The sequence below is a fragment of the Tildeniella sp. genome, from assembly GCF_059505325.1.
The window spans coordinates 88,233-112,533 of record NZ_JCACKI010000004.1 but is presented as its reverse complement, the minus strand read 5'-3'; the positions used below and the strand labels follow the sequence as shown (position 1 = coordinate 112,533).

General features: G+C 50.6%; 22 protein-coding genes and 1 pseudogene. 11 read left to right on the top strand and 12 right to left on the bottom strand.

Going from position 1 to position 24,301, the window contains the following annotated elements:
• Positions 1-26: 26 nt before the first annotated feature.
• From AC5JO6_RS01925 to AC5JO6_RS01915, 3 genes are all read left to right on the top strand, one after another.
• Entirely contained in the window at positions 27-392 is a 366-nt protein-coding gene (locus AC5JO6_RS01925) for a hypothetical protein (RefSeq protein WP_496079345.1), read from the top strand.
• A 63-nt stretch (positions 393-455) separates the two neighbouring features.
• On the top strand, positions 456-2,294 hold the full coding sequence (locus AC5JO6_RS01920; protein ID WP_496079344.1) for an ABC transporter ATP-binding protein: 1,839 nt from the start codon (positions 456-458) through the stop codon (positions 2,292-2,294).
• Positions 2,295-2,491: 197 nt separating this feature from the next.
• Positions 2,492-2,902 carry a GFA family protein gene (locus tag AC5JO6_RS01915; RefSeq protein ID WP_496079343.1) on the top strand — a complete coding sequence of 137 codons (411 nt, stop codon included), beginning with the start codon at positions 2,492-2,494 and terminating at the stop codon, positions 2,900-2,902.
• 63 nt (positions 2,903-2,965) lie between these two features.
• Here AC5JO6_RS01915 and AC5JO6_RS01910 read toward each other — a convergent pair whose 3' ends face one another.
• Positions 2,966-3,823, bottom strand: coding sequence for an EamA family transporter (locus AC5JO6_RS01910; protein WP_496079342.1), 858 nt, complete (start codon positions 3,821-3,823; stop codon positions 2,966-2,968).
• Positions 3,824-3,921: 98 nt separating this feature from the next.
• Between AC5JO6_RS01910 and AC5JO6_RS01905 the strand changes: the two genes are divergently transcribed.
• Complete coding sequence (locus AC5JO6_RS01905; protein WP_496079341.1) at positions 3,922-4,413, top strand: MarR family winged helix-turn-helix transcriptional regulator; 492 nt, start codon at positions 3,922-3,924, stop codon at positions 4,411-4,413.
• Between the two features lie 10 nt (positions 4,414-4,423).
• Here the strand turns inward: AC5JO6_RS01905 and AC5JO6_RS01900 are convergent, their stop codons facing one another.
• Both AC5JO6_RS01900 and AC5JO6_RS01895 read right to left on the bottom strand, forming a co-directional pair.
• The gene (locus AC5JO6_RS01900; RefSeq protein ID WP_496079340.1) at positions 4,424-4,669 is read right to left on the bottom strand and encodes a hypothetical protein; all 246 of its coding nucleotides are present in this window, start codon (positions 4,667-4,669) and stop codon (positions 4,424-4,426) included.
• Between the two features lie 28 nt (positions 4,670-4,697).
• Positions 4,698-5,171, bottom strand: coding sequence for a globin family protein (locus tag AC5JO6_RS01895; protein ID WP_496079339.1), 474 nt, complete (start codon positions 5,169-5,171; stop codon positions 4,698-4,700).
• 198 nt (positions 5,172-5,369) lie between these two features.
• Between AC5JO6_RS01895 and AC5JO6_RS01890 the strand changes: the two genes are divergently transcribed.
• Positions 5,370-6,761: a M23 family metallopeptidase gene (locus AC5JO6_RS01890; RefSeq protein WP_496079338.1), complete on the top strand. Its 1,392-nt coding sequence runs from the start codon at positions 5,370-5,372 to the stop codon at positions 6,759-6,761.
• A gap of 209 nt (positions 6,762-6,970) precedes the next feature.
• Here the strand turns inward: AC5JO6_RS01890 and AC5JO6_RS01885 are convergent, their stop codons facing one another.
• The 5 genes from AC5JO6_RS01885 to zds form a co-directional block, all read right to left on the bottom strand.
• Entirely contained in the window at positions 6,971-8,557 is a 1,587-nt protein-coding gene (locus AC5JO6_RS01885) for an alkaline phosphatase D family protein (protein ID WP_496079337.1), read from the bottom strand.
• A 306-nt stretch (positions 8,558-8,863) separates the two neighbouring features.
• The gene (locus AC5JO6_RS01880; RefSeq protein ID WP_496079336.1) at positions 8,864-9,760 is read right to left on the bottom strand and encodes a DUF6414 family protein; all 897 of its coding nucleotides are present in this window, start codon (positions 9,758-9,760) and stop codon (positions 8,864-8,866) included.
• 36 nt (positions 9,761-9,796) lie between these two features.
• A complete protein-coding gene (locus AC5JO6_RS01875; protein WP_496079335.1) occupies positions 9,797-10,246 on the bottom strand; it encodes an SRPBCC family protein in 450 nt (149 codons plus the stop codon).
• A 103-nt stretch (positions 10,247-10,349) separates the two neighbouring features.
• The gene (locus tag AC5JO6_RS01870) at positions 10,350-10,730 is read right to left on the bottom strand and encodes a hypothetical protein (RefSeq protein WP_496079334.1); all 381 of its coding nucleotides are present in this window, start codon (positions 10,728-10,730) and stop codon (positions 10,350-10,352) included.
• A 94-nt stretch (positions 10,731-10,824) separates the two neighbouring features.
• On the bottom strand, positions 10,825-12,294 hold the full coding sequence (zds, locus tag AC5JO6_RS01865; protein WP_496079333.1) for a 9,9'-di-cis-zeta-carotene desaturase: 1,470 nt from the start codon (positions 12,292-12,294) through the stop codon (positions 10,825-10,827).
• Between the two features lie 366 nt (positions 12,295-12,660).
• On the opposite strand from zds, the gene AC5JO6_RS01860 reads away from it, so the two are divergent.
• The 3 genes from AC5JO6_RS01860 to AC5JO6_RS01850 all read left to right on the top strand — a co-directional run bounded on the left by AC5JO6_RS01860 (position 12,661) and on the right by AC5JO6_RS01850 (position 18,005).
• Positions 12,661-12,948 carry a hypothetical protein gene (locus tag AC5JO6_RS01860; RefSeq protein WP_496079332.1) on the top strand — a complete coding sequence of 96 codons (288 nt, stop codon included), beginning with the start codon at positions 12,661-12,663 and terminating at the stop codon, positions 12,946-12,948.
• Between the two features lie 96 nt (positions 12,949-13,044).
• The gene (locus tag AC5JO6_RS01855; RefSeq protein ID WP_496079331.1) at positions 13,045-13,338 is read left to right on the top strand and encodes a hypothetical protein; all 294 of its coding nucleotides are present in this window, start codon (positions 13,045-13,047) and stop codon (positions 13,336-13,338) included.
• 458 nt (positions 13,339-13,796) lie between these two features.
• Positions 13,797-18,005, top strand: coding sequence for a DEAD/DEAH box helicase (locus AC5JO6_RS01850; protein ID WP_496079330.1), 4,209 nt, complete (start codon positions 13,797-13,799; stop codon positions 18,003-18,005).
• Positions 18,006-18,016: 11 nt separating this feature from the next.
• Here AC5JO6_RS01850 and AC5JO6_RS01845 read toward each other — a convergent pair whose 3' ends face one another.
• Together AC5JO6_RS01845 and AC5JO6_RS01840 are read right to left on the bottom strand one after the other, a co-directional pair.
• Entirely contained in the window at positions 18,017-19,498 is a 1,482-nt protein-coding gene (locus AC5JO6_RS01845) for an alpha-amylase (protein WP_496079329.1), read from the bottom strand.
• 208 nt (positions 19,499-19,706) lie between these two features.
• On the bottom strand, positions 19,707-20,378 hold the full coding sequence (locus tag AC5JO6_RS01840; protein WP_496079328.1) for a DUF1003 domain-containing protein: 672 nt from the start codon (positions 20,376-20,378) through the stop codon (positions 19,707-19,709).
• A 110-nt stretch (positions 20,379-20,488) separates the two neighbouring features.
• Here AC5JO6_RS01840 and AC5JO6_RS01835 point away from each other — a divergent pair, with 110 nt between their 5' ends.
• Together AC5JO6_RS01835 and trmFO are read left to right on the top strand one after the other, a co-directional pair.
• Complete coding sequence (locus AC5JO6_RS01835; RefSeq protein WP_496079327.1) at positions 20,489-20,971, top strand: hypothetical protein; 483 nt, start codon at positions 20,489-20,491, stop codon at positions 20,969-20,971.
• Entirely contained in the window at positions 20,959-22,317 is a 1,359-nt protein-coding gene (gene trmFO, locus AC5JO6_RS01830) for an FADH(2)-oxidizing methylenetetrahydrofolate--tRNA-(uracil(54)-C(5))-methyltransferase TrmFO (RefSeq protein ID WP_496079326.1), read from the top strand. Before AC5JO6_RS01835 ends, trmFO begins: the two co-directional genes overlap by 13 nt.
• A gap of 16 nt (positions 22,318-22,333) precedes the next feature.
• Here trmFO and AC5JO6_RS01825 read toward each other — a convergent pair.
• Together AC5JO6_RS01825 and aroB are read right to left on the bottom strand one after the other, a co-directional pair.
• Positions 22,334-22,417: pseudogene (locus AC5JO6_RS01825) on the bottom strand (IS1 family transposase); the annotation flags it as partial.
• A 283-nt stretch (positions 22,418-22,700) separates the two neighbouring features.
• The gene (aroB, locus tag AC5JO6_RS01820; RefSeq protein ID WP_496079325.1) at positions 22,701-23,816 is read right to left on the bottom strand and encodes a 3-dehydroquinate synthase; all 1,116 of its coding nucleotides are present in this window, start codon (positions 23,814-23,816) and stop codon (positions 22,701-22,703) included.
• Positions 23,817-24,190: 374 nt separating this feature from the next.
• Here aroB and petL point away from each other — a divergent pair, with 374 nt between their 5' ends.
• Complete coding sequence (gene petL, locus AC5JO6_RS01815; RefSeq protein ID WP_496079324.1) at positions 24,191-24,283, top strand: cytochrome b6-f complex subunit PetL; 93 nt, start codon at positions 24,191-24,193, stop codon at positions 24,281-24,283.
• Positions 24,284-24,301: the final 18 nt, after the last annotated feature.

Below are 24,301 nucleotides of genomic sequence, written 5' to 3'. Positions count from 1 at the left end.
CAGAGATGAGTCGTGCAGGCTTAGAGGTGAGTCATTCATATGCAGAGATGAGTCGTGCAGGTTCGGAGATGAGTCGTGCAGGCTCGGAGATGAGTCGTGCAAGTTTAGAGGTGGGTTATCCGTATGTAGAGATGAGTCGTGCAGGTTCGGAGATGAGTCGTGCAGGTTTAGAGATGAGTCGTGCAGGTTCGGAGATGAGTCGTGCAGGTTTAGAGATGAGTCGTGCAGGTTTAGAGATGAGTCGTGCAGGTTTAGAGATGGGTCGTGCAGGTTTAGAGATGGGTCATTCATATGCAGAGGTGGGTCATGCAGGCTTAGAAATGAGTCATGCAGGTTTAGAGATGAGTCATGTAGGCTCTGGGGTGGATTTGAGTCACCAAAGTAACGTCTGACCTCTCACTACCAACAGCTTCCTGCACCGCACAACTCCGATCGCCGAAAGCTATCGTAGAAGGATGAGGAATTTTCGACAAAATCGACTGAGGCAGCGCTGGCAGGGTTTGCGGCAGTCGTTGTCCATGTATCAATACTGCGGACGGGCGATCGCGTTAGTGTGGGCAACTAATCGTCCGCTAACCATTGCTTTGATGGTGCTGACCTTGATTGCTGGCTTGCTTCCTGGCGCGATCGCCTACGTCGGTAAGCTGATTGTGGATGGGGTTGTGCTGGCGGCGCGATCGGGTTCAGTGAACGATCGCTGGCAGACGCTGACTTACTTAGGCGTAGAAGCCGGATTAATCGCACTGCAAGCAGGCTGCAAACAAGGTTTAGCGCTTTGTCAGTCACTGCTACGAGCGTTGTTAGGGCATAAGGTTAACGTGCTGATTTTAGAGAAAGCACTGACGCTTGATATTTCCCACTTTGAGGACTCGGAATTCTACGACAAGATGGCACGGGCGCGGCGAGAAGCATCCAGCCGTCCACTGAGTTTGGTCGGGCGCACCTTCGGACTGGTACAAGACACTCTCTCGCTGATGACATATGGCGGTTTGCTGCTGCGTTTTTCTCCCTGGGCTGTGCTGGTGTTGATGCTGGCTGCTGTTCCCGCGTTTATTGCTGAGACGCGCTTTGCTGGCGAAGCCTTCCGCTTGTTTCGCTGGCGTGCCCCAGAGACCCGGCAACAAAACTACCTGGAATGGCTACTCTCTAACGACACTGCCGCAATGGAAGTCAAGCTGTATCAGCTCGGTCCCATGCTGTTGCGCCGCTATCGTGATATTTTTCGTCACCTCTACAGCGAAGATCGGGATCTGACCATCCGACGTGGGTTGTGGAGTTATTTTCTGGGACTGCTGAGCACCATTGCTTTTTATGCCGCCTATGTGTGGATTGTGTGGGAGGCGATCGCAGGCAGCATTTCCCTTGGCGACTTGACAATGTATCTCGTGGTCTTTCGGCAAGGACAGGCAACCTTTGCTTCCGTGCTGAGCGCGATCGGCGGCATGTACGAAGACAGCTTGTACTTATCAAATCTCTATGAGTATCTGGAACAACCCATTGCCAAAGCGATCGGACAAGCAACACGAGGACTCTTACCAGGTGATGGGCTACGTTTTGAGCATGTCAGCTTTTGCTATCCAGGCAGCCTTGAGCCAGCGCTGAAAGACGTTTCGCTGCATTTAAAACCAGGCAAAAAGCTGGCGATCGTCGGTGAAAACGGCTCTGGCAAAACGACCCTGATCAAACTGCTGACCCGCCTGTATACGCCAGACAGTGGACGCGTTCTGCTGGATGGCTTAGACCTACGGGAATGGGATCGGGACGCACTTCAGCAGCGGATTGGCGTAATTTTTCAAAACTTTGTGCGCTATCAATTTACCGTTGGCGAAAATATTGGCGCAGGCGATGTTGCCTTCCTTGAAGATGAAGCCCGTTGGCACGATGCCGCCGCAAAAGGCACCGCGCAGCCATTCATTGAGGCACTCCCCGACGGCTATCACACTCAACTTGGACGATGGTTTAAGAGCGGTCGAGAGCTATCGGGTGGGCAGTGGCAAAAGATTGCGCTTTCTCGCGCCTTCATGCGATCGCAAGCCGATATTCTGGTGCTGGATGAGCCTACCTCAGCCATGGATGCCGAAGCCGAAGTCCGCATTTTTGACCACTTTCGCGCCATGACGCAGCAGCAGATGGCAATTCTCATTTCCCACCGTTTCTCGACTGTGCGGATGGCAGACCAGATTATGGTGCTACAGGCTGGCAAAGTAGTTGAACAGGGTACACATGAAGAACTGGTGCGATCGGGCGGACGCTACGCCCAGCTCTTTGCACTGCAAGCCGCCGGGTATCGGTAGTTACAGCAGAAGGCAGAGGGCAGAGGGCAGAAGGCAGGAGCTAATACACCTCACACCTTACACCTCACTTCCGCGAAAGGCAGAAGGAAAAAAAGCGGTAGCTAAGGCTCTCAGACTCAGATGTGTACTTCATTTAGCTGCAAACTGCTGTGTGTGCCAAAATCAGACAGTAATCACTGGAGATGGAGGAAACCAAAATGGATGGTAAGTGCCTTTGCAGTGCAATCACGGTCAGAACGCCAGACAAAAAGAGCATCGATGCCTGTCATTGTGGTATGTGTCGGCGATGGGGAGGTAGTCCAGCATTAGGTGTATCTTGCGGCTCAGATGTGGAGATAGACGGCATTGACACACTCAAAGTGTATCAGTCCTCAGAATGGGCTGAAAGAGCCTTCTGTGCTGAATGTGGTACGCATATTTTCTACAGGTTATTGCAGACCAATGAATACTTTCTCTCAGCAGGTCTTTTTCAGAATGGCATTGAGTTTGAGTTCAAGGAGCAAATTTTTATCGATCGGAAACCTGGTTACTATGAATTTGCCAATCAAACCTTGAATTTGACAGAAGCAGAAGTATTTGCCAAATTTGCGCCAGGTGAGCCTGGTTAAGGCACACAACAGGCTGCTGTACCGGAACACGATCATCTGCATCCGCTGATTAGAGCCGATCGGCTAATGATTGCTTTGTTGTCCAATCAGAACACTGATCAAAACAATAGCCATGCCAACGAGTTGAATGGGTGTCAAGGTTTGATGGAGTAAGACGAAGCCAATCAGAGTGGCGACTACAGGACTCATCAACCCCAGAGAGGAAGCAGCCGATGCTTTGAGCTTATCAATGCCTCGAAACCAAAGCGCATACGCCAGTCCAGTACCGATTAAGCCCAGGTAGACAAAGCCCAACAGGTTGGTTGTGGAAAGCTGAGTGATGGGTGCCTCAAATACCAGGGCAATGGGCAGCAGCACCAGTCCACCCACGGCTAACTGCCATGCGGTAAAGACCAGTAGCGAAGCTGGACGTTTCCACCGTTTGCCTAGCACCGTGCCCAGACCCATTGTGACAGCCCCAGCGATCGCGGCTGCAATGCCAACACCATCAAGGCGCGCCGTCGGTCCAAGCACCAGTAATCCAACACCCACAAAGCCAGCGATCGCCGCTACGATCGTCAGCTTAGACAGTTTTTCATGCAAGATGACCCAGGAAAACCAGACGACTAATAATGGCTGGATTGCGCCTGCGGTTGCCGCAACACCACCCGGAAGGCGATAAGCTGCCACAAATAAGAGTGCTTGAAAGAGTCCGATATTGAGGCTACCTAAGAGCAAAATCCGCCACCACCAAATTCCTTTTGGCAGTTGTCCCAGCCATGCGGTGAGCAGCAGACCAATAGGCAGCGATCGCAAAGAAGCCACCAGGAGCGGATGGTTCGGCGGCAGGAGTTCCGTTGCGACAACATAAGTCGTGCCCCAGATCATCGGCGCTAGAGCCGTGAGCAGAATATCGGACAGGCGAACAGTAGGCGGTTTCATAACTTTATCTTAATATCGAGATACTTAACATCAAGATACTAGCATTTATCTCGATGTTAAGATAATCGACATTGAGATTTCTAAGTGAGTAGCATTCTATGAAAGCCGATCCAGTCGATGCGATTTTGGCGCAATGGCAGAAAGAGCGTCCTGATTTAGACGTGTCACCGATGGGTATCATTGGCAGGATGACGCGTCTGGCGAAACACCTGGAACGAGGGCTTCAAGAGACTTTTGCAAACTTTGACCTGAACTTTGGTGAATTTGATGTGTTGGCGACCTTGCGCCGTACTGGTCAGCCATATCAGCTTTCGCCGACTGAGCTATTCAACACGATGATGGTTTCATCTGGCACGATGACGCATCGGATTGATCGCTTAGAACAGGCTGACCTTGTAAAGCGCACTCCTGATCCCACCGATCGGCGCGGGACACTCATTCAGTTGACCGATAAAGGGTTCAACGTGATCGAAAAAGCAGTTGAAGCTCATGTTGCCAATGAGCATCGTCTCCTTAGCGGTTTAGAGGAGGCGGAACGTCAGGCGCTCGATCAACTGCTGCATCAGCTTTTAATGTCGTTTGAGGAGTAGGAATTAGGTCTCATGCAAGCGCGAAGGGCTGACCAAAACGCTTATGGTGTTGCAGCCGCTTATGGTGTTGCAGCCGCTTGTAATGTTGCAGCCGCTTGTAATGTTGCAACAGTGTCGGCAACCGCTGGCTAATACCAATTCTACAAAATCGCCCTACAGATTCGTTTTTGCTGCTGACCGCTGACCGCTGACCGCTGACCGCTGACCGCTGACCGCTGACCGCTGACCGCCAGCCGAAGCTTGCCTGTGTAGCCACAGTTTAGTGAAATGGTATAAAAACGTTATCAGTCTTGTCCCAATACCTGCCGATTAATTTCCAGAATCGGGCAAAACAAACTGGCTTGAACGGGCGTTAAGTGCTGTTTGACCACTTCTTGCATGACTACATAGGTCGCGTTGCAGCTTTTCTGTGCACTGAAGGCTTTCATGATGGTTTTAAACCACAAGAGAAAGCGTTCGCGTAAGGTGTCCGGATCATTCATGAGCATGGCGACGGCAGAATAGCGCAGGACTCGCACGGTATCGCGTTTCCACTTAGCACTCATATCTTCGTTGCCGCTGCGGAAAAGATCGGGATCGATCGCTCGCATTTTTGCCTCTACCTGCTGCACGATAGCGGCTTCGACCAACTGAAGGGTTTGATACGTTTGCACTCGCGTACCAAATGACTGAACATACGTACTCACAAACGCCAGTTCTTCATCAGTAGCATAGCGACCATCGGTATCCAGGCTTAATTTTTCTAACTGGCTCAACATGTGCAAAACCCTTTGTAGTCTAGGTTGGCTCAGTGTACCCAGAGACCTATACTTAATTGCTCTTAAGCTACCTGCAGATGCATTCAAGCGAAGCCTCAGCTTCCCTGCGATCAGGAAAGGTTCATGAAAACTACATAATTCCATCCCTGTGTTAACGCTGCGGTTGAAGAAAGCTAGGAGGACGCTGAACCGTCCTGATTGCCTGTTGACAGCCCAGAAAGAAATGGGCAGACCATTAGTCAGGAACCTTTCAAAATGCTGGACGCGATCGCCCAGACATTAGCAGAACAAGCTACCAAGCCTGCTGTACCTGCCAATGTCAATACGCCTCAGGCTGCGCTAGTCGTGCCACAGCAAACAGCAGCTCCCGTACTCAAACCCATTGCCAGCGCTCCTGAGTCGCTTCCCCCCTCTTTTGCTCAACCACCACGCAGCATCAGTACTGCTCAAACAACAACCGAAACCAGCAACAGCACTGACATTGTAAATGACGTGCCCGTGGCTGCTCCTAATGTGCAAAGTATTCAACCGCCGCCCAAAAATGACCAGGTTGCTGATGTCGCTACGGCTAAGGCAACTGAGCAAGCCACGATCGCCCAGCGGTTGGTATTGAAGCAACGTTTAGCAGATATTGTTGCCAAAGATAAGTTACTGAAAGAGGCAAAACTACGGGCAAATCTCGAAGCAACGGCGATCGCGACGGCTCAGGAAGGACAATTCGCCCAAGCGCGTCAAATGGCTCACGACACGATGCTTTCTCCCGACAGTCAGGCAACGCTACTGGCTCAAATTGACGCGATCGAAGCCAAACAACGACCCGTAAAACCTGTATTAGCGCGTCAACAACCATTGCCAAAAGCATCCAAGCCACTGGCAGAGAAGGTGAAAGCCTGGGTGCCGACAACAGTTCCAGGTCGATCGCTCCCATCAACACTGCAATTCACGCCGCCACAGTCTAGCCCACCGTATAGCTATGTAACGCCCGTCGAACCGCAGTACGTTAGCTACTCACTCAAAGGGTTTGGGCGATCGCTGGGTGGCGTTGGTGTGGTTGTGGACGATAGCACACCTGACTTCAACGGGCAAAACTGGACGGCAGCCTATGAAACGGGCAGTGGTTTCAATCCCGCCGAATTATGGAAAGGGTTGAGCTTCATTTTTCCCTTAGCCGTACCAGCGCCGATTACATCCAGCTTTGGCTGGCGAGTGCATCCGATCAGGGGCGATCGACGCTTTCACAAAGGTACTGACATTGGCGCACCAATGGGTACACCCGTTTTAGCCGCAGCCGATGGTAAGGTAGCGCTTGCTGATCAACTGAATGGTTATGGACTCACAGTCATTCTGTCTCACCAAAACGACACGCGAGAAACCCTCTACGCACACCTTTCAGCAATGTTGGTCAAACCAGGGCAATGGGTCGAAAAAGGCACTGTGATTGGACGAGTAGGCAGTACTGGCTTATCGACCGGTCCCCATCTGCATTTTGAGCTGCGGCAGAAGACATCAAGTGGCTGGCAGGCGATCGACCCAGGCGTACAGTTAAAATCGGCTCTGGCGCGATTGGTCAAGGCAATGCGGGAAGGTTGAAAACTGAACGAAGCGACGGTTATGGTCTTTGCGGCTAAGCAGGCAACCGATACTTCAGACTGCTTCAAGGATGGATTCTACCTGCTCATACAAACCTCAAGGCGATCGCGGGCATTCAAATCACTGATACCAAAGTTGACAAAGCCAAGGGAGCAAGATGAGGGCTAGACGTTACTGCTTTCACCTTGCTCCATGACGTTCTCGCCGTGTTAAGCGGGTTGAGCGCCCGGTTTACCATCCTCTACGACAAACGAAGCAAGCGTGCTAATCGTCGCTTCGGGTTCAGTAATGGTCGAGACGACGCGGTAGTCACTTTGCCAGCGTTTGCGATTTAGATCACAGCGCACATAGCCCCGCAGCGCACCGTTGAAGAACTTGGTATGCGGGTTATTGGAAAGTGCCAGGGTGACTGGGGCAATAAACTGTGCGGGAAAGTCTGAGGTGATGGAGGTTGCCACAAACTCAGTGCCCAGCGTTGGCGACTCTGGCTTGTTGAAATCGCGCTTGATGTCGTGTACCCAACTGGAATGAATATCACCTGCCAGCACGATCGGGTTGGAAACCTTCTGCTGTTCGAGAAACGTCAGGATACGATCGCGGGCTGCGACATAGCCATCCCATTGATCCACATTGAAGACCTGCACCTCTGGACGCGCATCGAAATCAAATTGCGAGAACATAACTTGTTGGGCAAGGATATTCCAGCGGGCGGGCGATCGTTGCAAACCTTGAAACAACCAGCGCTCTTGTGCCTTGCCTGTCAGTGTAGCGCTGGGGTCAACGGCTGCATCGCAAAGAGGCTTGAGACCGTCATCACAGGGTTGATCCGATCGGTACTGGCGCGTGTCCAACACATTGAACTGAGCCAGATCGCCATACGTAAATCGCCGATAGAGCCTTAAATCAGCCCCCTTTGGTAAAGACGATTCGCGCAACGGCATGTGTTCGTAGTATGCCTGATACGCCGCCGCACGTCGCAGCAAGAACACAGTTGGATCTTGATCAGGTTCAGCATCAACTTCTGAAATACCGCTGGCGTAATTATTTTCTGTTTCATGGTCATCCCACGTCACCACCCAGGGGAACGCTGCATGAGCCGCTTGAAGATTGGCATCGGTCTTGTACAGCGCGTGGCGGTTACGGTAATCTTCAAGGCTCACAATCTCAGAGCTGTTGTGCTGACGAGGACCACCAGGCTCCGGTCCATATTCATAAATGTAGTCGCCTACATGCACGACCAGATCGAGATCTTCTTCGGCGACGTGCTTGTAAGCGGTGTAATAGCCGTTTTGCCAGTCCTGACAGTTGACCAGCGCAAAGCGGAGGCGATCGAGTGGTTGATTACGGGCGGGTGCGGTACGAGTGCGACCGATCGGGCTGACTTCATTACCTGCCTTAAACTGATACCAATAGTGCCGTCCTGGTTGCAGTCCACGCACGTCTACATGCACTGAATGTGCGAATTCTGGCAAAGCAAACTCAGTACCAGACTTGACAATTCGTTTCATGTTTTCATCAGCCGCAATTTGCCATTGCACGGGCACGTTGTATCCCGGCATTCCGCCGCCATTCAGCGGATCAGGAGCCAGCCGAGTCCACAGTACGACACCGTTAGGTAGTGGATCACCAGAGGCAACCCCCAGCGAGAAGGGATAGCCTGAAAACGCGGGTTGAGCAATGACACGGCGCGGCAACTGGCTGGCGATCGCCAAACCCGTCAAAACACCAGCACCACGGAGAACATCGCGTCGTTTGAACCCTGCCGAGAGCAAATGCGAGGAGTTGTACCAATTCATGACTGTAGGGAGATTTATACAGGTAATGAAAAGAACACTACCAAGCAGTTATTAATCAGCCACGAAGGTTTTGTTAAGGTTTAGTTTGGTGTTGGTAGAATTAGTGCCCACAGCGTCGCTCTGATTGCATGAGTAGAACCGTCTGCAATGCCAAGACGAGCTCTCACGGTCGATCGCATAGAGCCTCGTCGACGGCGAATGTACTCATAGCATAATGTTCCTAGTCAGCAGATGCTATCAACCCTTGCATCCGCACCAAGATCCCTAGGCTGTCCGCTGCACTAAAGTTGTGACATACCATCCTAACTACACAAAGATCATCAATGGAAGGATTTGAAAGGCTGGACCTTTAACCTGAACATCGGTAAATTCAGCCACAAGACCTTCAGTGTTAGTAATTTGCAAGAACACCTCGTTAAGCATCTGCGGAGGTAATAACGACATGCCATAGTTCTCGAATGAACTCATTGCCTCATCTTTACCAATTACACGAGTAATTTTTCCAACGATACGAACACTATTTCGGTGAAGTTCACTCAGCGTTAAATCGCGCAAGTTTTCTGTGCGTAGCGTGACTACAACATTCAAATTTGCTGGCTCAGAACATCGGACTACAACGTTGGAAAGTGGAGTTCGCTTTCGGTCTTTATCAAGAGCTTCACGCATCCTTGCAATTTCCGATTGGGGAGTTTTATCTTGGCTTACGCCTTTGCCCTTTGATTGAACCTGCGGTTCAGGCGTTGCTACCTTACTAAGGATATCTACGGCATCAAGGTAATCAATAACTGCATCAACAGCATTTTTCTCAACTGTTCCAGCTACTTCTACAAGCATACCAGGAGAATACATATGGAGATCTTTGATACTTTGTGGCTTCACAATATAACCACCATTCTGTTGAAGTTGATGATAAAGAATGATTGCTATCGATGCTTCTGTATAAGCTTTAGACTCTTTACGAATCTCGTGTGATTCACTAGAACGACTGCCAGCAGCTTCGACTGAAGCGCTCGTATCGACAAGTGTATGAAATAATCTGCTGAGTCCAAATTTTCCAGAGGCGTTTACTGATGTTGAGCCGCCTTCTTTTTTCTCAGCAGTTACTTCTGCTTCTAAGGCAAGACCACCTTGTATTGCTGCCGCAAACGATACCAACATCGGTATGTCAAGATAGATAGGATGTATTAATGGGATTCTTTTCATTGATAACTGTTATTTAGACACTTACCACATATGTATTCATTGGTTCGCTTTCGCCTTGAGTGCATATTGCCGAAAGCGCTCTAAATCTGCATGTAGGGTTGACTCCACCACGCGCCCAATGAAGAGGTTGTCGAGGAGTTGACCGAGGAAGCCAGGAATCGCATAGCCTACCGACATTTTGACGATGCTGCCTTTTTCACCCCGATCGTAAAAGCGAATGGCACCCCGATTGGGCAACCCATCTACCGATTCCCATTGAATAATTTGATGTTCTACGATCTTGAGAATCCGTGAGAGCCACGTAAACTCAAAACCCCCAGTTGCCAACTTCCAGCGCGACAGTTCGGGCTTGTCTTCCAAAACCGTCACAGAATCAATCCACTTCATCCAGCGGGGCATTTGCTCTAGATCAGACCAAAGGCTCCAGACCAGATCGATCGGGGCATCAACTTCTACTTGGACACTATGTTCGAGCCAGTTGGACATGGGGGAAGAAGGGGGAGTAGGGAGTGGGGAGTAGGGAGTGGGGAGTAAGAAATAAATGGAAGAAGATGGAGCAATACTGACTTTAAAGGAAGCGTTGAGCGGTTTATCGATGTTTCGTAAATACTTTCCAGTATCCTACGACGACCCCTACGATCGCTCCTAAAGGCGGTGCAACGATGATTGCTTGAGACGAAAGTCTCAATACTCTATCCCAAGAAGAACCGCACATATGAGAAATATTGGCGCAATGAAGCAGTGCAATCTCAAACGGCAACGTTAGTAGTAATCCGGTGACTGCACCACCCATTGATAGAGAAAAAATCAGGTAGTTTTTTGCATAGCTTTTGTGACGTATAAAGTGAATGGTGACAAAAGACGCGATGATTGCAACAATTAGCCCTAGCCCTAACCCATAAAACGCAAGTACAGCTAGACCCGTCCAAACGAGGTGCGTAAAGTCTGCATCGTTCATAGCCTCTTGCATCGTTAGGTTCTAACTCACTACAAAACAAACGAAGAGTACTCTAGCTCTAGACTTGGTTCAGAAATTTGTGGACTAGCTTATTAACAAGCATCAACTAGTAATTGAACAACCCCACACCTTTAACCTTGTACCCCGTCGGCTCTAGAATCGCTTGAGCAGCTTGCCTGCCGGAGATGGTGGCTCCTTCCATGCTATCAATATAGTCTTGCTGGGTGTAGCTGCCTGCGAGGAAGAAGTTGGTAATGGGCGTTTTCTGTGAGGGACGATAAAGATCCATGCCGGGGGATTCGCGGTAGAGGGACTGGGCGAGTTTGACGACACTGTACCACGTCATCTTGAGGTCGCGGGAGGAGGGGAAGAGATCGTGGACTTGCTTGAGGACATGTTGGGCGATCGCCTCATTGCTCTGCTTAATAAACGGATCGCCGGGAGTGAGCACCAGTTGCATTAAAGACCCTTCGCCCTCACGGTAGTAGTTGCTGGGGCTGGTCAGCGCCATATCTGCAAAACACGAGAAGTCCGCATCAGGTGTGTAAAGCAGATTATCGATGCCAGTCGCGTGATCTAACTGCTGACGTGCGTCTGCGTTCTGTAGCTCTGTCACCCAACCGTCAAAGCGCAACTGTACAGTGGCAACGGGAACGGCATCCAGCTTATAGATCTTGTCAAATTCTTCCCAAGTACGCCATTCGGCAGGCAGTAGACGTTGAATACCAGGAATATCGCAGGCAGCGAGGTAGGCATCAGCGGTGATGGTTTCTTCGGTATCGTCTTTAGCGACAACTAAGCCTGTGATATGAGTTTGGTCATCCTTCTTGTCAAACAGCACTTGACGGATGCGACGACGGGTATGGATTTTAGTACCGCGTGCTTCCAGGTAGTCCACGATCGGCTTGTGCAGATATTCATGAGGCGATCCTTCGAGCATTCGTAGCACTGACGCTTCCGTTCTGGCGGCGAAGAACTGAAAAATAGTAAGCATACAGCGGGCGGAAATATTTTCGGTGTCGATAAAACCCAGAGCATAGGCGATCGGGTTCCACATGCGCTTCAGGCTACCGTTTGAGCCACCCTGCTTGCGAAACCAATCGGCAAAGCTGATGCCATCCAGGTTGCGAATGCTTTTCATCGCGCCATCAAAATCGACCAAGCCGCGCACAATGGGACTGGTGCCAAGGGCGATCGCGTTCTGCACTTTATCCTGCACCGAAAGCTGAGATGTAGTGAAAAACGCCTTCAACCCATTAAACGGTGCGCCTGTAAGAAAGCGAAAGTCCAGCATTCCCACTTGCCCGCCGCGATTGATGAAGGTATGGGTATGCTCTTTCAGTAACAGACTTTCAAACGCTCCGACCTTTTTCATCAGGTCAAACAGGTTGTAGTAGCAACCGAAAAATACATGCAGACCCATTTCCAGATGGTTGCCATCTGCATCAACCCAACTGCCTACTTTGCCACCCACAAACGGACGGGACTCAAAGATTTCCACCTCATGTCCGGCATCGGCTAACTCAACGGCTGCTGCCAAACCCGCCAGTCCCGCACCTACGATCGCAACTCGCATTCTGTCCTTCTCGCTTAGATTGCTTTACACGCTTTAGATTTATAATTGTAAAGGAATGTGCGAGTAGATGAGCGGCAGACGCTTAGGATAACTGCGTTCTCACCCACTGACGGAACTGGCGTACCAGGCTGGTCTCACCCATTGTTTACCCAAAAGCTTTTTAGGCGTTTCATGCGGCGCTAACGGTTTCCTGATTTCTAACAAGCCGCGATCGTATAAAGGTCATGCTACTCGCCGCCGTGCCCGTTGCCAAAGTGCTGCTCTAGGCGCTATTCAACCCCTGAGTGATTACGGCAGCGAATGCGATCGCGTAGAATGATAGGTCAAATGGGATGATTGTGAAGGATACAAAGCGAGAGACTTAACATGGTTTGGAATGTGCAGGTTCTAGAGATTACGGATGAACATGGTCACGGTATTGACAAATATCGAAGGGTCGCTAATTCATCGGATGAAGGTGGGATGCATCCGCTTTGCGAGCATCAGCATGACTCCATCGACGAGGCTGATCACTGTCCTGAAGCGTTAGCGAAAACGGTAGAAATTACGGGCATCCCAGACGGTAGCAACGCCAATCGTGCTGCCCAGCTAGAGGCAGAAGCAGAACAACTGTTAGCTGAAGCGGCTCAATTGAAAGAACAAGATAAAGCTTAACTGTGACTCCCCATATAGGACTTTACGGGAGCGATCAGCGCTGGCAGTGACCTTGCTAGGTTGATCAGCAATACACCCTTGACTTGAGGTATGACGATGCAGCTAAAAGAAGTGGATGGACAGCTTAAAGCCTATAAGACATCCATTGATGTGATTAACGGATTGGATGATGTTAGCGAGTTTCAGGTTTCTGCACGGGTCGCTTATGAGTTGCAGCAGTCCTCAAGTTTTTTGGCTGAAAACTACTGGTACTTAGCGGTGGGGAGCACTGATCAAACCGCTTCTCTACTTGTTGAGTGGGAAATTACCGTTACTGATGGTTCTACTCCTGTTCAAGCTCCCATTAAGGGAGTCATTGATGTTGAGAACGGGCTTGCAGTGCTTGTGTAAGCGCTTAACACTGAGAGTTGAAGAGCTATGATCGCCCAATCCAATGTAGCAAAAGAGGTTCTATGAGCTTCATTCAAGTTGGCGACCTACTAATTCATCTAGACGCGATCGCGCGTACATCACCTTGTTTAGCAAGTTCTAGAAGATTGGGTTAAGAGGCTGCCATAGCAGTGATTTTGGGGAGAGAAAGCAGGCACGTCTTCTCCTAAAGTTCCCCGCTATGTCTTATCGGTAACGGTAGTGGCAAATGGTTTGTCAGGAGGCGATCGCCCCGTCAGGAGAAATGGATTGCAAGCTTGAGTATGCTGTCTCGATCGACATGACCAAACTGCGTAGCCAACGTAGCGCAATCATTAGAGAATTTATTACCATCAGAACACTGGCTAACGCCTCACTTTGGTCGTATATTGATTTATTCTCACTTTGATGGTAGCGATCGCTCGTTCTGAAGGTGCATTATGATTTCCCCTCCTCCTGATCTCGAGCAGAGCCGTCATCAGTTGGTGACGATCTATCGCAAGTTGCCGCCGCTGGAACAGGTGATGGTGCAGTTGTTTTCAGTCATTTACGAACCGATCAGCCGATCGTTATTGCTTAGCTGTTGGAATCACCTTACAGCACCCGATCGAGGCAGCAAAATGTTGACTGCCCCAACCATCAAGCCCTATGTCGATCGCCTGCTTGCATTGGATGTGTTAGTGCAACAAAGTGGTGCAGGACCACAATGTCATCCATTATTAACCGAAATTGCGACCCGTGATGCGGTGCAGGCAAATCGGTTTGAGCGGTTGGTGCAGGCAGTGCAAAAAGGGTTTCCGGTACCGAGACGCTGGAAAGACGGACCCATTTCGTTTGGCACCGATCGACAGCTTATCCGTGAGATTCGGATTGGTCTTTATCGCAAAGATATTCAATTCATCAACAAGCAATTAGAGGATTACTACAAGTACACCTACCAAAAAGACAAGCTGTCGCTGGACGATGTCTATCAGCAAATTTGCAATAATCCCTTCGATGCAACCTGGTTTCGCACACTGCCCACCGATCTTTATAACAGTGCGCTCATTAGCATTTTGAACTTTTCGATGCTGGATCTAACGCCTGCCAGTGCGCCCCTATCTCTGTTGGAAGAAGATGTCGCTAAAGCGGGTAAGCAAAGTTCTGTTCTGCAATGCGTCGTTTTAGCCGAACATTTGCTTTTGCGGGGACGCTTGCAAGAGGCTCAGCACATTCTTGATCAGGCTCCTGAGTATCAACCTCAGATTGCGGCGTTGCAGGGACAGATCAGCGTTTTACAAGGCGATGATGCCACAGCGATCGCCCAATACACGATGGCGCTACAGGCACTCAAGAAAGGCACTGGCAAGCGGAAAATCTATTTCCAATCCATGAGTGGTTTGTTTTTCATCCTGGCATTGTTGAAAGATGGGTCTGCCGATCGCTTAGCCGAAGCAGCCGAATATGCCAGCATTGCACGTCAGTCGAGGCATTGGTTGAGCGTTACCTATGCAGCACTGGAGAATGTAATCAAAGTTCAGCAGGGAGATCTGGCGAAGAAAGCGTGGATCAGCAACATGCCGATCGCCTCCCACAAAGCGGGAAACAGCCTGGAAACGTTGTTCTGTTCCCTCTGTCTTTACTGGGTTGATATTGAGCAAGCGAAAAAACATCTGCCGAGGCTTTTAGAACCGTTTTACAACGATGCTGGCACGTCGGGCTATCTCTGGTTGGCAAAAACCGTTGGCGAACTAATCGCTAAACTGAAGCCGCGCAGCCCTTATGTGAAGCAGGTGCCCACCTTACTGCCTGATGTCAACCTGCGATCGCTGGCAGACTTGATCCAACCGCAAGAGGCATGGGAACTGTGCCTGAATGCTCTCAGCCATTTGCGGAAAGACGAACCTCCAGTCGCAACTAAAACTGAAACCACCCAACGCCTTGCCTGGTTCGTCACGTTCTACCCGACGACTGGCTGTGTACTGCAACCACGAGAGCAATCGCTCAATGCGAGAGGAGAGTGGAGCAAAGGTCGCCCGATCACCTTGAAACGCCTCAAAAACGATGCCAGTGAGCTGGGCTACCTTACGCCTCAAGATCTGAAGGTGTGCGCTCAAATTAAAACCTATGCCTATGGCTGGGGCAACAAAACGGACTATACCTTTACCGACAAGGCGATCGCGCTGCTGGTCGGTCATCCTTACGTTTTTTGGGAAGATGCGCCCACCACGCGCATAGACGTAGTGAAAGGTGAGCCAGAACTGCTGGTGAAAAAAAGTAAAGACGAGCACCTCACGCTGCAATTTTCACCAGAGATTAAAGACAACAAAGAAACGCTGACCGTGAAGGAAAGCCCCACCCGGCTCAAAGTCATTGACATCACGCCAGAGCATCGCCGCATTGCCGACATTCTAGGGCAAAAAAATCGCCTGGAAGTGCCTGCTGCCGCAAAAGAGCGCGTTTTATCTGCCATCAATGCCGTTTCTAGCATTGTGACGGTACATTCCGATATTGGTGGCGGCGTGACCACTGAAGAAGTACCTGCCGACCCGAAACCACACATCCATCTGCTGCCTGCCAGTGCGGGCTTAAAAGTCGCGGTCTTGGCACGTCCCTTTGCTCAGGCGGGACCCTATTATCGTCCGGGGACAGGTGGCGAAACGGTGATTGCTGAAGTAGACGGCAAGCGCTTGCAGACCACCCGAAATTTGCGCGAAGAGAAGACGCTGGCAAATGCGGCGATCGCCGCCTGCCCTACCTTTCTAGAGCAGGAAAAACAGGACAATGAATGGCTCATAGACGATCCGGAAGCCTGCCTGGAACTACTGCTAGAACTGCAAGCGTTGGGCGATGCGGTGGTCATTGAGCATCCTGAAGGCGAAAAATTCCGTGTGTCGCATCAGTCCACTCTCAAAGATTTCAAGCTCAACATTAAACGGCAGAACGATTGGTTTGCGACCGACGGTGAGCTGACAGTGAGTCCTGACCTCGTGCTCGATATGCAACAACTGATGCAACTGCTGGAGAAAACGTCCAGTCGCTTTATCCCCCTCGGTGACGGGCAATTTCTGGCGCTGACTCAAGAATTTCGCAAGCGACTAGATGAACTCCGCACCTTTTCAGAGCGATCGGGCAACAGTCTACGCCTCCACCCACTCGCTGCGGTTGCGGTAGAAGACTGGATGGAAGAAGTTGGCGATCTCAAAGCAGATAAACACTGGAAGGCGCATATTCAGCGGCTGAAGGAGATTCAGAACTTTGAACCTCAATTGCCATCAACGCTACAAGCCGATTTGCGCGATTATCAGATCGATGGCTTTCGCTGGCTGGCACGGTTGGCACACTGGGGCGTGGGAGCGTGTCTCGCCGATGATATGGGCTTGGGCAAAACCCTGCAAGGGCTGGCAGTCATTCTCACCCGTGCGCCTGACGGTCCTACACTTATCGTTGCACCCACCTCCGTGTGCATGAACTGGATGGGCGAGGCACAGCGGTTTGCACCCACGCTCAACGCGATTCAATTTGGCAGTGGCGATCGCCAAAAAGTGCTGGACAATCTGCAACCGTTTGATCTGCTGGTTTGCAGCTACGGATTGTTGCAACAAGAAGAGGTGGCAGACAAATTAGCAAAGGTGCAATGGCAGACGATCGTGCTGGATGAGGCTCAATCCATCAAAAACTTTGCGACCAAGCGATCGCAAGCCGCGATGAATCTTCAGGGTAGTTTCAAACTATTGACCACTGGAACGCCGATCGAAAACCATTTGGGTGAACTCTGGAATCTCTTTCGCTTCATCAATCCAGGCTTACTCGGTTCGCTGGAAAGCTTTAACCAACGCTATGCCACACCGATCGAACGCTATAGCGATCGGGATGCCCGCAATCGCTTGAAGAAACTCATTCAACCCTTTATTCTGCGCCGCACCAAGAATCAAGTGCTAGAGGAATTGCCTTCCAGAACCGAGATTCTGCTGCAAGTCGAGCTGAGTCGAGAAGAACTTGCCTTTTATGAGGCACTACGGCGAGAGGCGATCGCCAAACTATCAGACAGTGATGCCAAAGCGGGTGCCAAGCATCTGCAAGTGCTGGCAGAAATTATGCGCCTGCGGCGTGCCTGCTGCAATCCCAGCCTGGTGAAACCCGAACTCGCGCTGCCCAGTTCTAAACTGCAACTGTTTGGTGAAGTGCTGGCAGAACTATTGGAAAACAAGCACAAAGCACTTGTGTTTAGCCAATTTGTGGATCATTTGCACATCATTCAAGAGTATTTAGACACGCAAAAAATTACCTATCAATATTTGGATGGCAGCACGCCGATGGCAACGCGCAAAAAGCGTGTGAATGCGTTTCAGGCAGGCGAAGGTGATGTCTTTCTCATTAGCCTCAAAGCGGGTGGCACCGGATTGAATCTCACTGCGGCAGATTACGTGATTCACATGGATCCGTGGTGGAATCCCGCTGTGGAAGATCAGGCGAGCGATCGCGCTCATCGCATTGGACAAAAACGCCCCGTCACCATCTATCGCTTGGTGGCAAAAGACACGATCGAAGAAAAGATCGTTGATTTGCATCAACACAAGCGTGATTTAGCCGATAGCCTGTTGGAAGGAACGGAGATGAGCGGCAAAGTATCCACCGACGAATTGCTGCGACTCATCTCTGAGAGTTGAAATGGTTTAGCCTACTTAACTTTGGGCACCCATACCGAAACAGAACCACCGTTACAGCGGAAGTCACCCCATCCATCATCATTAGTCGTGATGGGTTCATCCACATGTCCAGTGCTATCCACATACGTCGTGTTTGGCTGACCCACTTCCATCAGCTTCGTGCCTTCACTCCCGTTACTAAGCAACACTGCCATACCGCCGGGATGATCGTCATCGCCCAAGCGCGTCCAGCCGATCGTGTTGGCGTGGTCGAAGTAATCGTATTGCTCACCATACGCGTAGGTTTGACGAGCCTCAAGCATCTGGTCAAGAATCTCTTTATGGCTGTCTAACCAGATTTCATGTTCTTCACCGTCCTTGCCGTTGTCCTTGTAATGCGCGCCATAGTAATCCGCATAAAAAATGCAGGGATAGCCTTCTCGACGCAGCAAGATCAACGCATAAGCAAGCGGCTTGAACCAGGATTCAACCACCGATTCTAGAGATTGCAAGGGCTGTGAGTCATGGTTTTCTACCAGCGTCACGGCAAGGGTAGGCTGTTGCTGTACGAGGGTGTCATCAAAAATTTGTCGCATGTCGTAGCTATTGCCTGCTTTGCTGGCGACGTGGAAATTGTAGTGAAGCGGTGCGTCAAACAATGTCACTCGACCGTTCGTGGTTTCCACAAAGCTGTGTAACGCTTCAACATCGTAAGACCAGTACTCGCCGACTCCAAAAAGGTCACGCTTGGTCTCGTGGCTCACATGGTCTAACCACTCTCGGAAAAACTCGGCTGAGACGTGCTTGACGGCATCAAAGCGAAAGCCATCAACTCCAGTGGTATCGACATACCATTCGCCCCAATACTTCAGTTCGCCTTGCACTTCAGGGTGGTTCATATCGAGGTCGCAGCCCATGAGATAGTCAAAGTTACCTTTCTCCAGGTCTACGTTGCGATCGAACTCTTTGCCTTTGAGTAAGTAAATCGCGTCTTCAGCCTCGTTATAGGCGTTGTAGTCGATCGCGTCAAAGTGCCACCAATGCCATTTCATGCTGGAGTACTTATCACCACGACCGGGAAAGGTGAAGCCTGTCCAGGCTTTGACGGTTTGATACTCACCGACAACTTCATTGCGATTTTCCATGTCGAAGGGAGTTGCCTCCACTTCTTCCTCTTCATCTGCGCCCAGCTTGTGATTAAAAACAGCGTCGGCGTAAATGCGAATGCCCGCCTTTTGCGCTACTTTAATTGCCTGTAGGTACTCTTCTTTCGTGCCGTACTTCGTGCGCACGGAGCCTTTTTGATCAAACTCGCCTAAATCAAACAAGTCGTAAACGCCATAGCCAACGTCATAGCCGCCGCCTGTGCCTTTGTAGGCGGGTGGTAACCAGAGTGACGTTACCCCAACCTTTGCTAACGCTTCAGCCGATTCAGCGAGTTGCTTCCAGAGATTCCCATCCGGTGGAATGTACCAATGGAAGTACTGCATCATTACACCGTTTGTTTCGGACATTGCTGCGACTCCAATAAGTAAGAACTGTTTTTATTCCCCTAATAAAATAGGTGGAATTTAACTGCTGGACAATCTGTCAACCGAGGTATCTGCCGCTACTTTCAACATTAGGGAAACATCCGTAAGCAAAAGGATGTCCTCTTAGCCGTCTTCCTCTTCAGACGATCGTCTATCAGAGCGCTTTGCTTGGTTCAGTTATTCTACCGATTTAGGTGACAAGAGCGTCACGTTGCACTCCGTTCTCAGGCTTCAACGAATTAGACAACGCATCTGATGCTAATTCTTGCGCTAAATTTTCTTGAAGTGCTTCTAAAACTTCAATGGGATCAGCCGCTTCTTGCATTGCCTGTGCTTCTAGATCCTTGCGATCGAGCACGTCTGGCAAATCGGTACGAAGCTCTTCTAAAAGAGCAATCACTTTGGCAATCTTTTGGTCTGAAAGCAGATTGAGTTGTAATGTGAGTTGCGATCGCTGCTCAGCAAAGTTTTCTTGACGGGTTTGACGCACCAGTACGCCAGTAGAAATTAGCAAGGCAGCCGCATCTAAACCCTGCTGCGACCAGCTAAAGTGCGGTACCGATGTGGGCAAGATTTCTGCTTGACTCAGTAGGCTGCTAAAAAACCAGCCCAACACTCCGACCAGCAGACTATACAAGAAGGCTGGTCGCCCAAAAAACGTAGTAATCGTCTCCAACACCTTTTCGTGTGCCGGAGTGTTTTGCGCTGCCTGTCGATGCAGCGACGTGATGGCTTCAATACTTTGAGCAATGGGGTCTGGTAGGGGTGCAGTCAAGATGCGCTTCTGATGCACAGCAAGGTCAGAGTCAGCGTTCTCTGGAGTGGAAGGCTTGGCACTGTTGCGATCGGCGTTTGTCAGCATGTGAATGCTCTCATATGGCACATCTCATCACTATAGTCGGTCAGGCAAAGGTCTCGTGACGGTTTCCGTGAGCTGACTGCAACCAACCATCCTAAAGGGCTTGGCTGGGTGTGATCGCGGCAACGACGATCGCCGGGTCTAACCATTCGTCTCGTTCAGTAGGCATTGCTCAAGCGATCGTTACGTCTGCCGAAGCTGTGGTTAGCAACGGCGAAGCGGTCGTTAGTAATCATGAAGCTGTGGTTACCAACGTTGAAGCTGTGATTACTTACGTTGAAGCTGTGATTACTTACGTTGAAGTTGTGGTTACTTACGTTGAAGCTGTGGTTAGCAACGGCGAAACTGTCGTTAGTAATCATGAAGCTGTGGTTACTTACGTTGAAGCTATGGTTACTTACGTTGAAGCGTTTGTGAAGTGTGATCGCCGACAGCTTGTGGATCAATATGCGATCGTGCTAGGGCAGAACATCAAGCTTAGAGGACGTGCAGACGAAAAGTCTTCCAGAGCTTTAGCACTCAACCAAACACCATCTTCCCTTAACCTCGTATCCTGGTTAAAGACGCACAACTTGAGAGCGCAATGGCAGAGATGAAACCCATTCATGTGATTGGTGGCGGTTTAGCAGGCACCGAGGCGGCTTGGCAGATTGCCCAGGCAGGCATCCCAGTCATCCTGTACGAAATGCGACCGCTGCGATCGAGTCCCGCGCACCATTCAGAGCATCTGGCAGAGCTGGTATGCAGCAATTCGTTTGGCGCACAGTCGAGCGATCGCGCCTCTGGTTTGCTGCACGAAGAATTGCGTCGTCTGGATTCCATTGTGATTGCCAAAGCCGATGAACACGCGGTTCCGGCAGGTGGAGCGCTGGCAGTCGATCGCGCCATCTTTAGCCGCAACCTGACAGAAACACTCTCTCAACATCCTTTGATCGAACTCCGCCGTGAGGAAGTTACCGCTATTCCAACCGATGGAATCAGCGTACTGACTACGGGACCGTTGACCAGTCCTGCATTAGCCGAGGATCTCCATCGGTTTACGGGCATGGAGTACATGAGCTTTTTTGATGCTGCCAGCCCGATCGTCGTGGGTGAGTCGATCGATTTTGATGTGGCGTTTCTTGCGTCTCGCTACGATCGGGGTGAAGCGGCATACCTTAACTGCCCCATGAACCGCGATCAGTATCTCCACTTTCGGCAAGAGTTGTGTCAGGCAGAACAGGCAGAACTGAAGGATTTTGAGCAAGAAACCGCCAAGTTTTTTGAAGGCTGTCTACCGATCGAAGAAATGGCACGACGCGGCGAAGATACGATGCGCTACGGTCCGTTAAAACCAGTGGGTTTGTTTGATGCCCGTTTGGGCGATTTTCGTGAACCTGAGAATAAAGCCAAGCGTCCCTATGCGATCGTGCAACTGCGACAGGAAGATCGAGCAGGGCAACTGTGGAACATGGTCGGCTTTCAAACCAATTTGCGCTGGGGTGAACAAAAGCGCGTGTTCCACCTGATTCCTGGCTTGGAGAATGCCGAATTTGTCCGCATGGGCGTGATGCACCGCAATACATTTGTTAATGCGCCAGAATTACTCCATGCCACTCTGCAATTCAAGCAACGTGAGACGCTTCTCGCCGCAGGGCAACTGGTGGGCACCGAAGGCTATACCGCAGCAACGGCTGGCGGTTGGTTAGCTGGCACCAATGCCGTACGGGTCGCACGAGGACAACCACCGATCGCCCTTCCCGTCACAACCATGATGGGTGCCTTGTTCGACTTCATCAGCGCTGCCTCGCCCAAACACTTTCAGCCCATGCCACCCAACTTCGGCATTTTGCCAGAACTGCTCAAACGCATTCGCAACAAGCAAGAACGGTATGGCATGTACCGCGATCGTGCCTTCGCTGATCTATCAGCCTGGATGAATCAGGTTCGGGTAGCAGCATAGAGTTGTTAGGGTAGTCCTAGACAGGTAAGGATGCCTTGTAGTGGTGAATGAAGTACCAAATGGCACCAATGTGATTGTCCAATGACTTTGAAAATGACAAGACATTGTGATTGCAATACCGGAAAACTTAAACATCAACATCAACCATCACTCTATCCTTACTTGTTTAGGACTACCGCTTACCCGTTTCGGTGTTTTCTGCAAGCAAAATGCCTTTTTGCTTATCTGTTTTGCCTTTTCGCTTACTCATTTCGGTCAATCGCGCACTCATGACAACTATTGCTGTGTTGCTACGAGCCGTTTAGGACGGTGCGATGCTTCTAGAGCTAACCGACTGCTGATGAAACGCGTGTCGGAGACGGTCAGTCGATCGCATTCCAACTCTAAGCCGTCTGCATCTGCTGCAACACTTGCTTAATCACTGCTGTGGGTACCTGATCGGTGACGATCGCCGCCCCAATTTGAGTCGGCAATACAAAGCGCACCTGTCCTGCTTCTACCTTCTTGTCGGCTTGAAGGGATGTAAGAATGGCATCAAGGTCGATTCCGGCAGGGAGACGCGTGGGCAAGTGTGCCTTTTGCAGGAGCGTGAGTTGACGCTGGGCATCTGCGTCTTGCCAGAGTTGGAGTGCAACTGCGATCTGGGCTGCTGCGACCATGCCGATCGCCACTGCTTCACCATGATTGACAACCTGATAGCCTGTGAGACTTTCAACTGCGTGACCGATCGTGTGCCCGTAGTTCAAAATTGCCCGTAGTCCAGCTTCTTTTTCGTCCTTACTAACGACAAGCGCTTTTGCCTGACACGAATGGGTGAGCATTGCTTGCAACAGTTCTGCACTCAGATGAGAAAGCTGATCAAGCTGGGGCGCAGCTTCCAACTGGGTGAACAGTGCCGCATCCCAAATCACGCCGTATTTGATGACTTCGGCGATCGCGGCTCGAAATTCTCGCACAGGCAATGTTTGCAAGACTTGCGGATCAATCAATACCAAACGCGGCTGATGAAAGGCTCCAATCAGATTTTTGCCGTTGGGATGGTTGACACCTGTTTTGCCGCCGATCGCTGCGTCTACCATTGCCAGTAATGAGGTTGGCACTTGCACCACATTCACACCTCGCAGCCAGGTTGCCGCTGCAAAGCCTGTCATATCACCAATCACTCCACCACCGAGCGCGACAAAGGTGGACGATCGCTCCAGCCGATTGCTTAACGCCGCATCATAAATTTGACTGAGCGTTTCCAGGGTTTTGTGCTGCTCACCATCGGGTAAAAGACAGGTTGCTACAGTAAAGCCTGCTTGTTCCAGAGAAGCCGTTGCCCGATCGCCGTAGTGTTCAAACACTGCTGGATTGGACACCAGCAGAACCTTTTTGCCCAACTTCAGCGGTGCGTCCTCTTTGCCCTGCATCCAGTTGCCGAGCTGATTGAGAGTACCTGGAGCGATCGCAATGCTGTAAGCATGTTGCGGTAAATTGACGGGAATAACAGACTGCATGGGAGGAGGGGGTTGAGTTATAAGTTGTAAAGATGAGTTGAACTGCTGGCAGAAGGCAGAGGGCAGAGGGCAGAGGGCTAAAAAGCTGACCGCTGACCGCTGACCGCTGATTGCTGACTGCTACGTAGAGGGCAGAGGGCTAAAAAGCTGACCGCTGACCGCTGACTGCTGACCGCTGACCGCTGACCGCTGATTGCTGACTGCTACGTAGAGGGCAGAGGGCTAAAAAGCTGACCGCTGACCGCTGACCGCTGACCGCTAACCGCTGATTACTGACTGCTCTATTCTGCCTCCTCCTAAGTTTATTTGCCCCTGGTCACCTTGTGCGACCCGTTGTTTTGTATAGTTTGTCTAGACCTGTGGAGCGATAACAAATGTCATTTCTGCTTTTTCCTTTGCTGTTGGGTGGAGTTTTTACGTTGGCGATCGGTCTGTTCTTTACGCTACGGGCAGTCAAGCTGATTTAGTGGTTGGTTGTTAGTGGT

Excerpts from the sequence above, each read along its gene's own strand:
- AC5JO6_RS01920 (WP_496079344.1), top strand. The coding sequence starts at position 456 with ATGAGGAATTTTCGACAAAATCGACTGAGGCAGCGCTGGCAGGGTTTG.
- AC5JO6_RS01915 (WP_496079343.1), top strand. The coding sequence starts at position 2,492 with ATGGATGGTAAGTGCCTTTGCAGTGCAATCACGGTCAGAACGCCAGAC.
- AC5JO6_RS01910 (WP_496079342.1), bottom strand. The coding sequence starts at position 3,823 with ATGAAACCGCCTACTGTTCGCCTGTCCGATATTCTGCTCACGGCTCTA.
- AC5JO6_RS01905 (WP_496079341.1), top strand. The coding sequence starts at position 3,922 with ATGAAAGCCGATCCAGTCGATGCGATTTTGGCGCAATGGCAGAAAGAG.
- AC5JO6_RS01895 (WP_496079339.1), bottom strand. The coding sequence starts at position 5,171 with ATGTTGAGCCAGTTAGAAAAATTAAGCCTGGATACCGATGGTCGCTAT.
- AC5JO6_RS01885 (WP_496079337.1), bottom strand. The coding sequence starts at position 8,557 with ATGAATTGGTACAACTCCTCGCATTTGCTCTCGGCAGGGTTCAAACGA.
- AC5JO6_RS01880 (WP_496079336.1), bottom strand. The coding sequence starts at position 9,760 with ATGAAAAGAATCCCATTAATACATCCTATCTATCTTGACATACCGATG.
- AC5JO6_RS01875 (WP_496079335.1), bottom strand. The coding sequence starts at position 10,246 with ATGTCCAACTGGCTCGAACATAGTGTCCAAGTAGAAGTTGATGCCCCG.
- AC5JO6_RS01870 (WP_496079334.1), bottom strand. The coding sequence starts at position 10,730 with ATGCAAGAGGCTATGAACGATGCAGACTTTACGCACCTCGTTTGGACG.
- zds (WP_496079333.1), bottom strand. The coding sequence starts at position 12,294 with ATGCGAGTTGCGATCGTAGGTGCGGGACTGGCGGGTTTGGCAGCAGCC.
- AC5JO6_RS01860 (WP_496079332.1), top strand. The coding sequence starts at position 12,661 with ATGGTTTGGAATGTGCAGGTTCTAGAGATTACGGATGAACATGGTCAC.
- AC5JO6_RS01855 (WP_496079331.1), top strand. The coding sequence starts at position 13,045 with ATGCAGCTAAAAGAAGTGGATGGACAGCTTAAAGCCTATAAGACATCC.
- AC5JO6_RS01850 (WP_496079330.1), top strand. The coding sequence starts at position 13,797 with ATGATTTCCCCTCCTCCTGATCTCGAGCAGAGCCGTCATCAGTTGGTG.
- AC5JO6_RS01845 (WP_496079329.1), bottom strand. The coding sequence starts at position 19,498 with ATGTCCGAAACAAACGGTGTAATGATGCAGTACTTCCATTGGTACATT.
- AC5JO6_RS01840 (WP_496079328.1), bottom strand. The coding sequence starts at position 20,378 with ATGCTGACAAACGCCGATCGCAACAGTGCCAAGCCTTCCACTCCAGAG.
- trmFO (WP_496079326.1), top strand. The coding sequence starts at position 20,959 with ATGGCAGAGATGAAACCCATTCATGTGATTGGTGGCGGTTTAGCAGGC.
- aroB (WP_496079325.1), bottom strand. The coding sequence starts at position 23,816 with ATGCAGTCTGTTATTCCCGTCAATTTACCGCAACATGCTTACAGCATT.
- petL (WP_496079324.1), top strand. The coding sequence starts at position 24,191 with ATGTCATTTCTGCTTTTTCCTTTGCTGTTGGGTGGAGTTTTTACGTTG.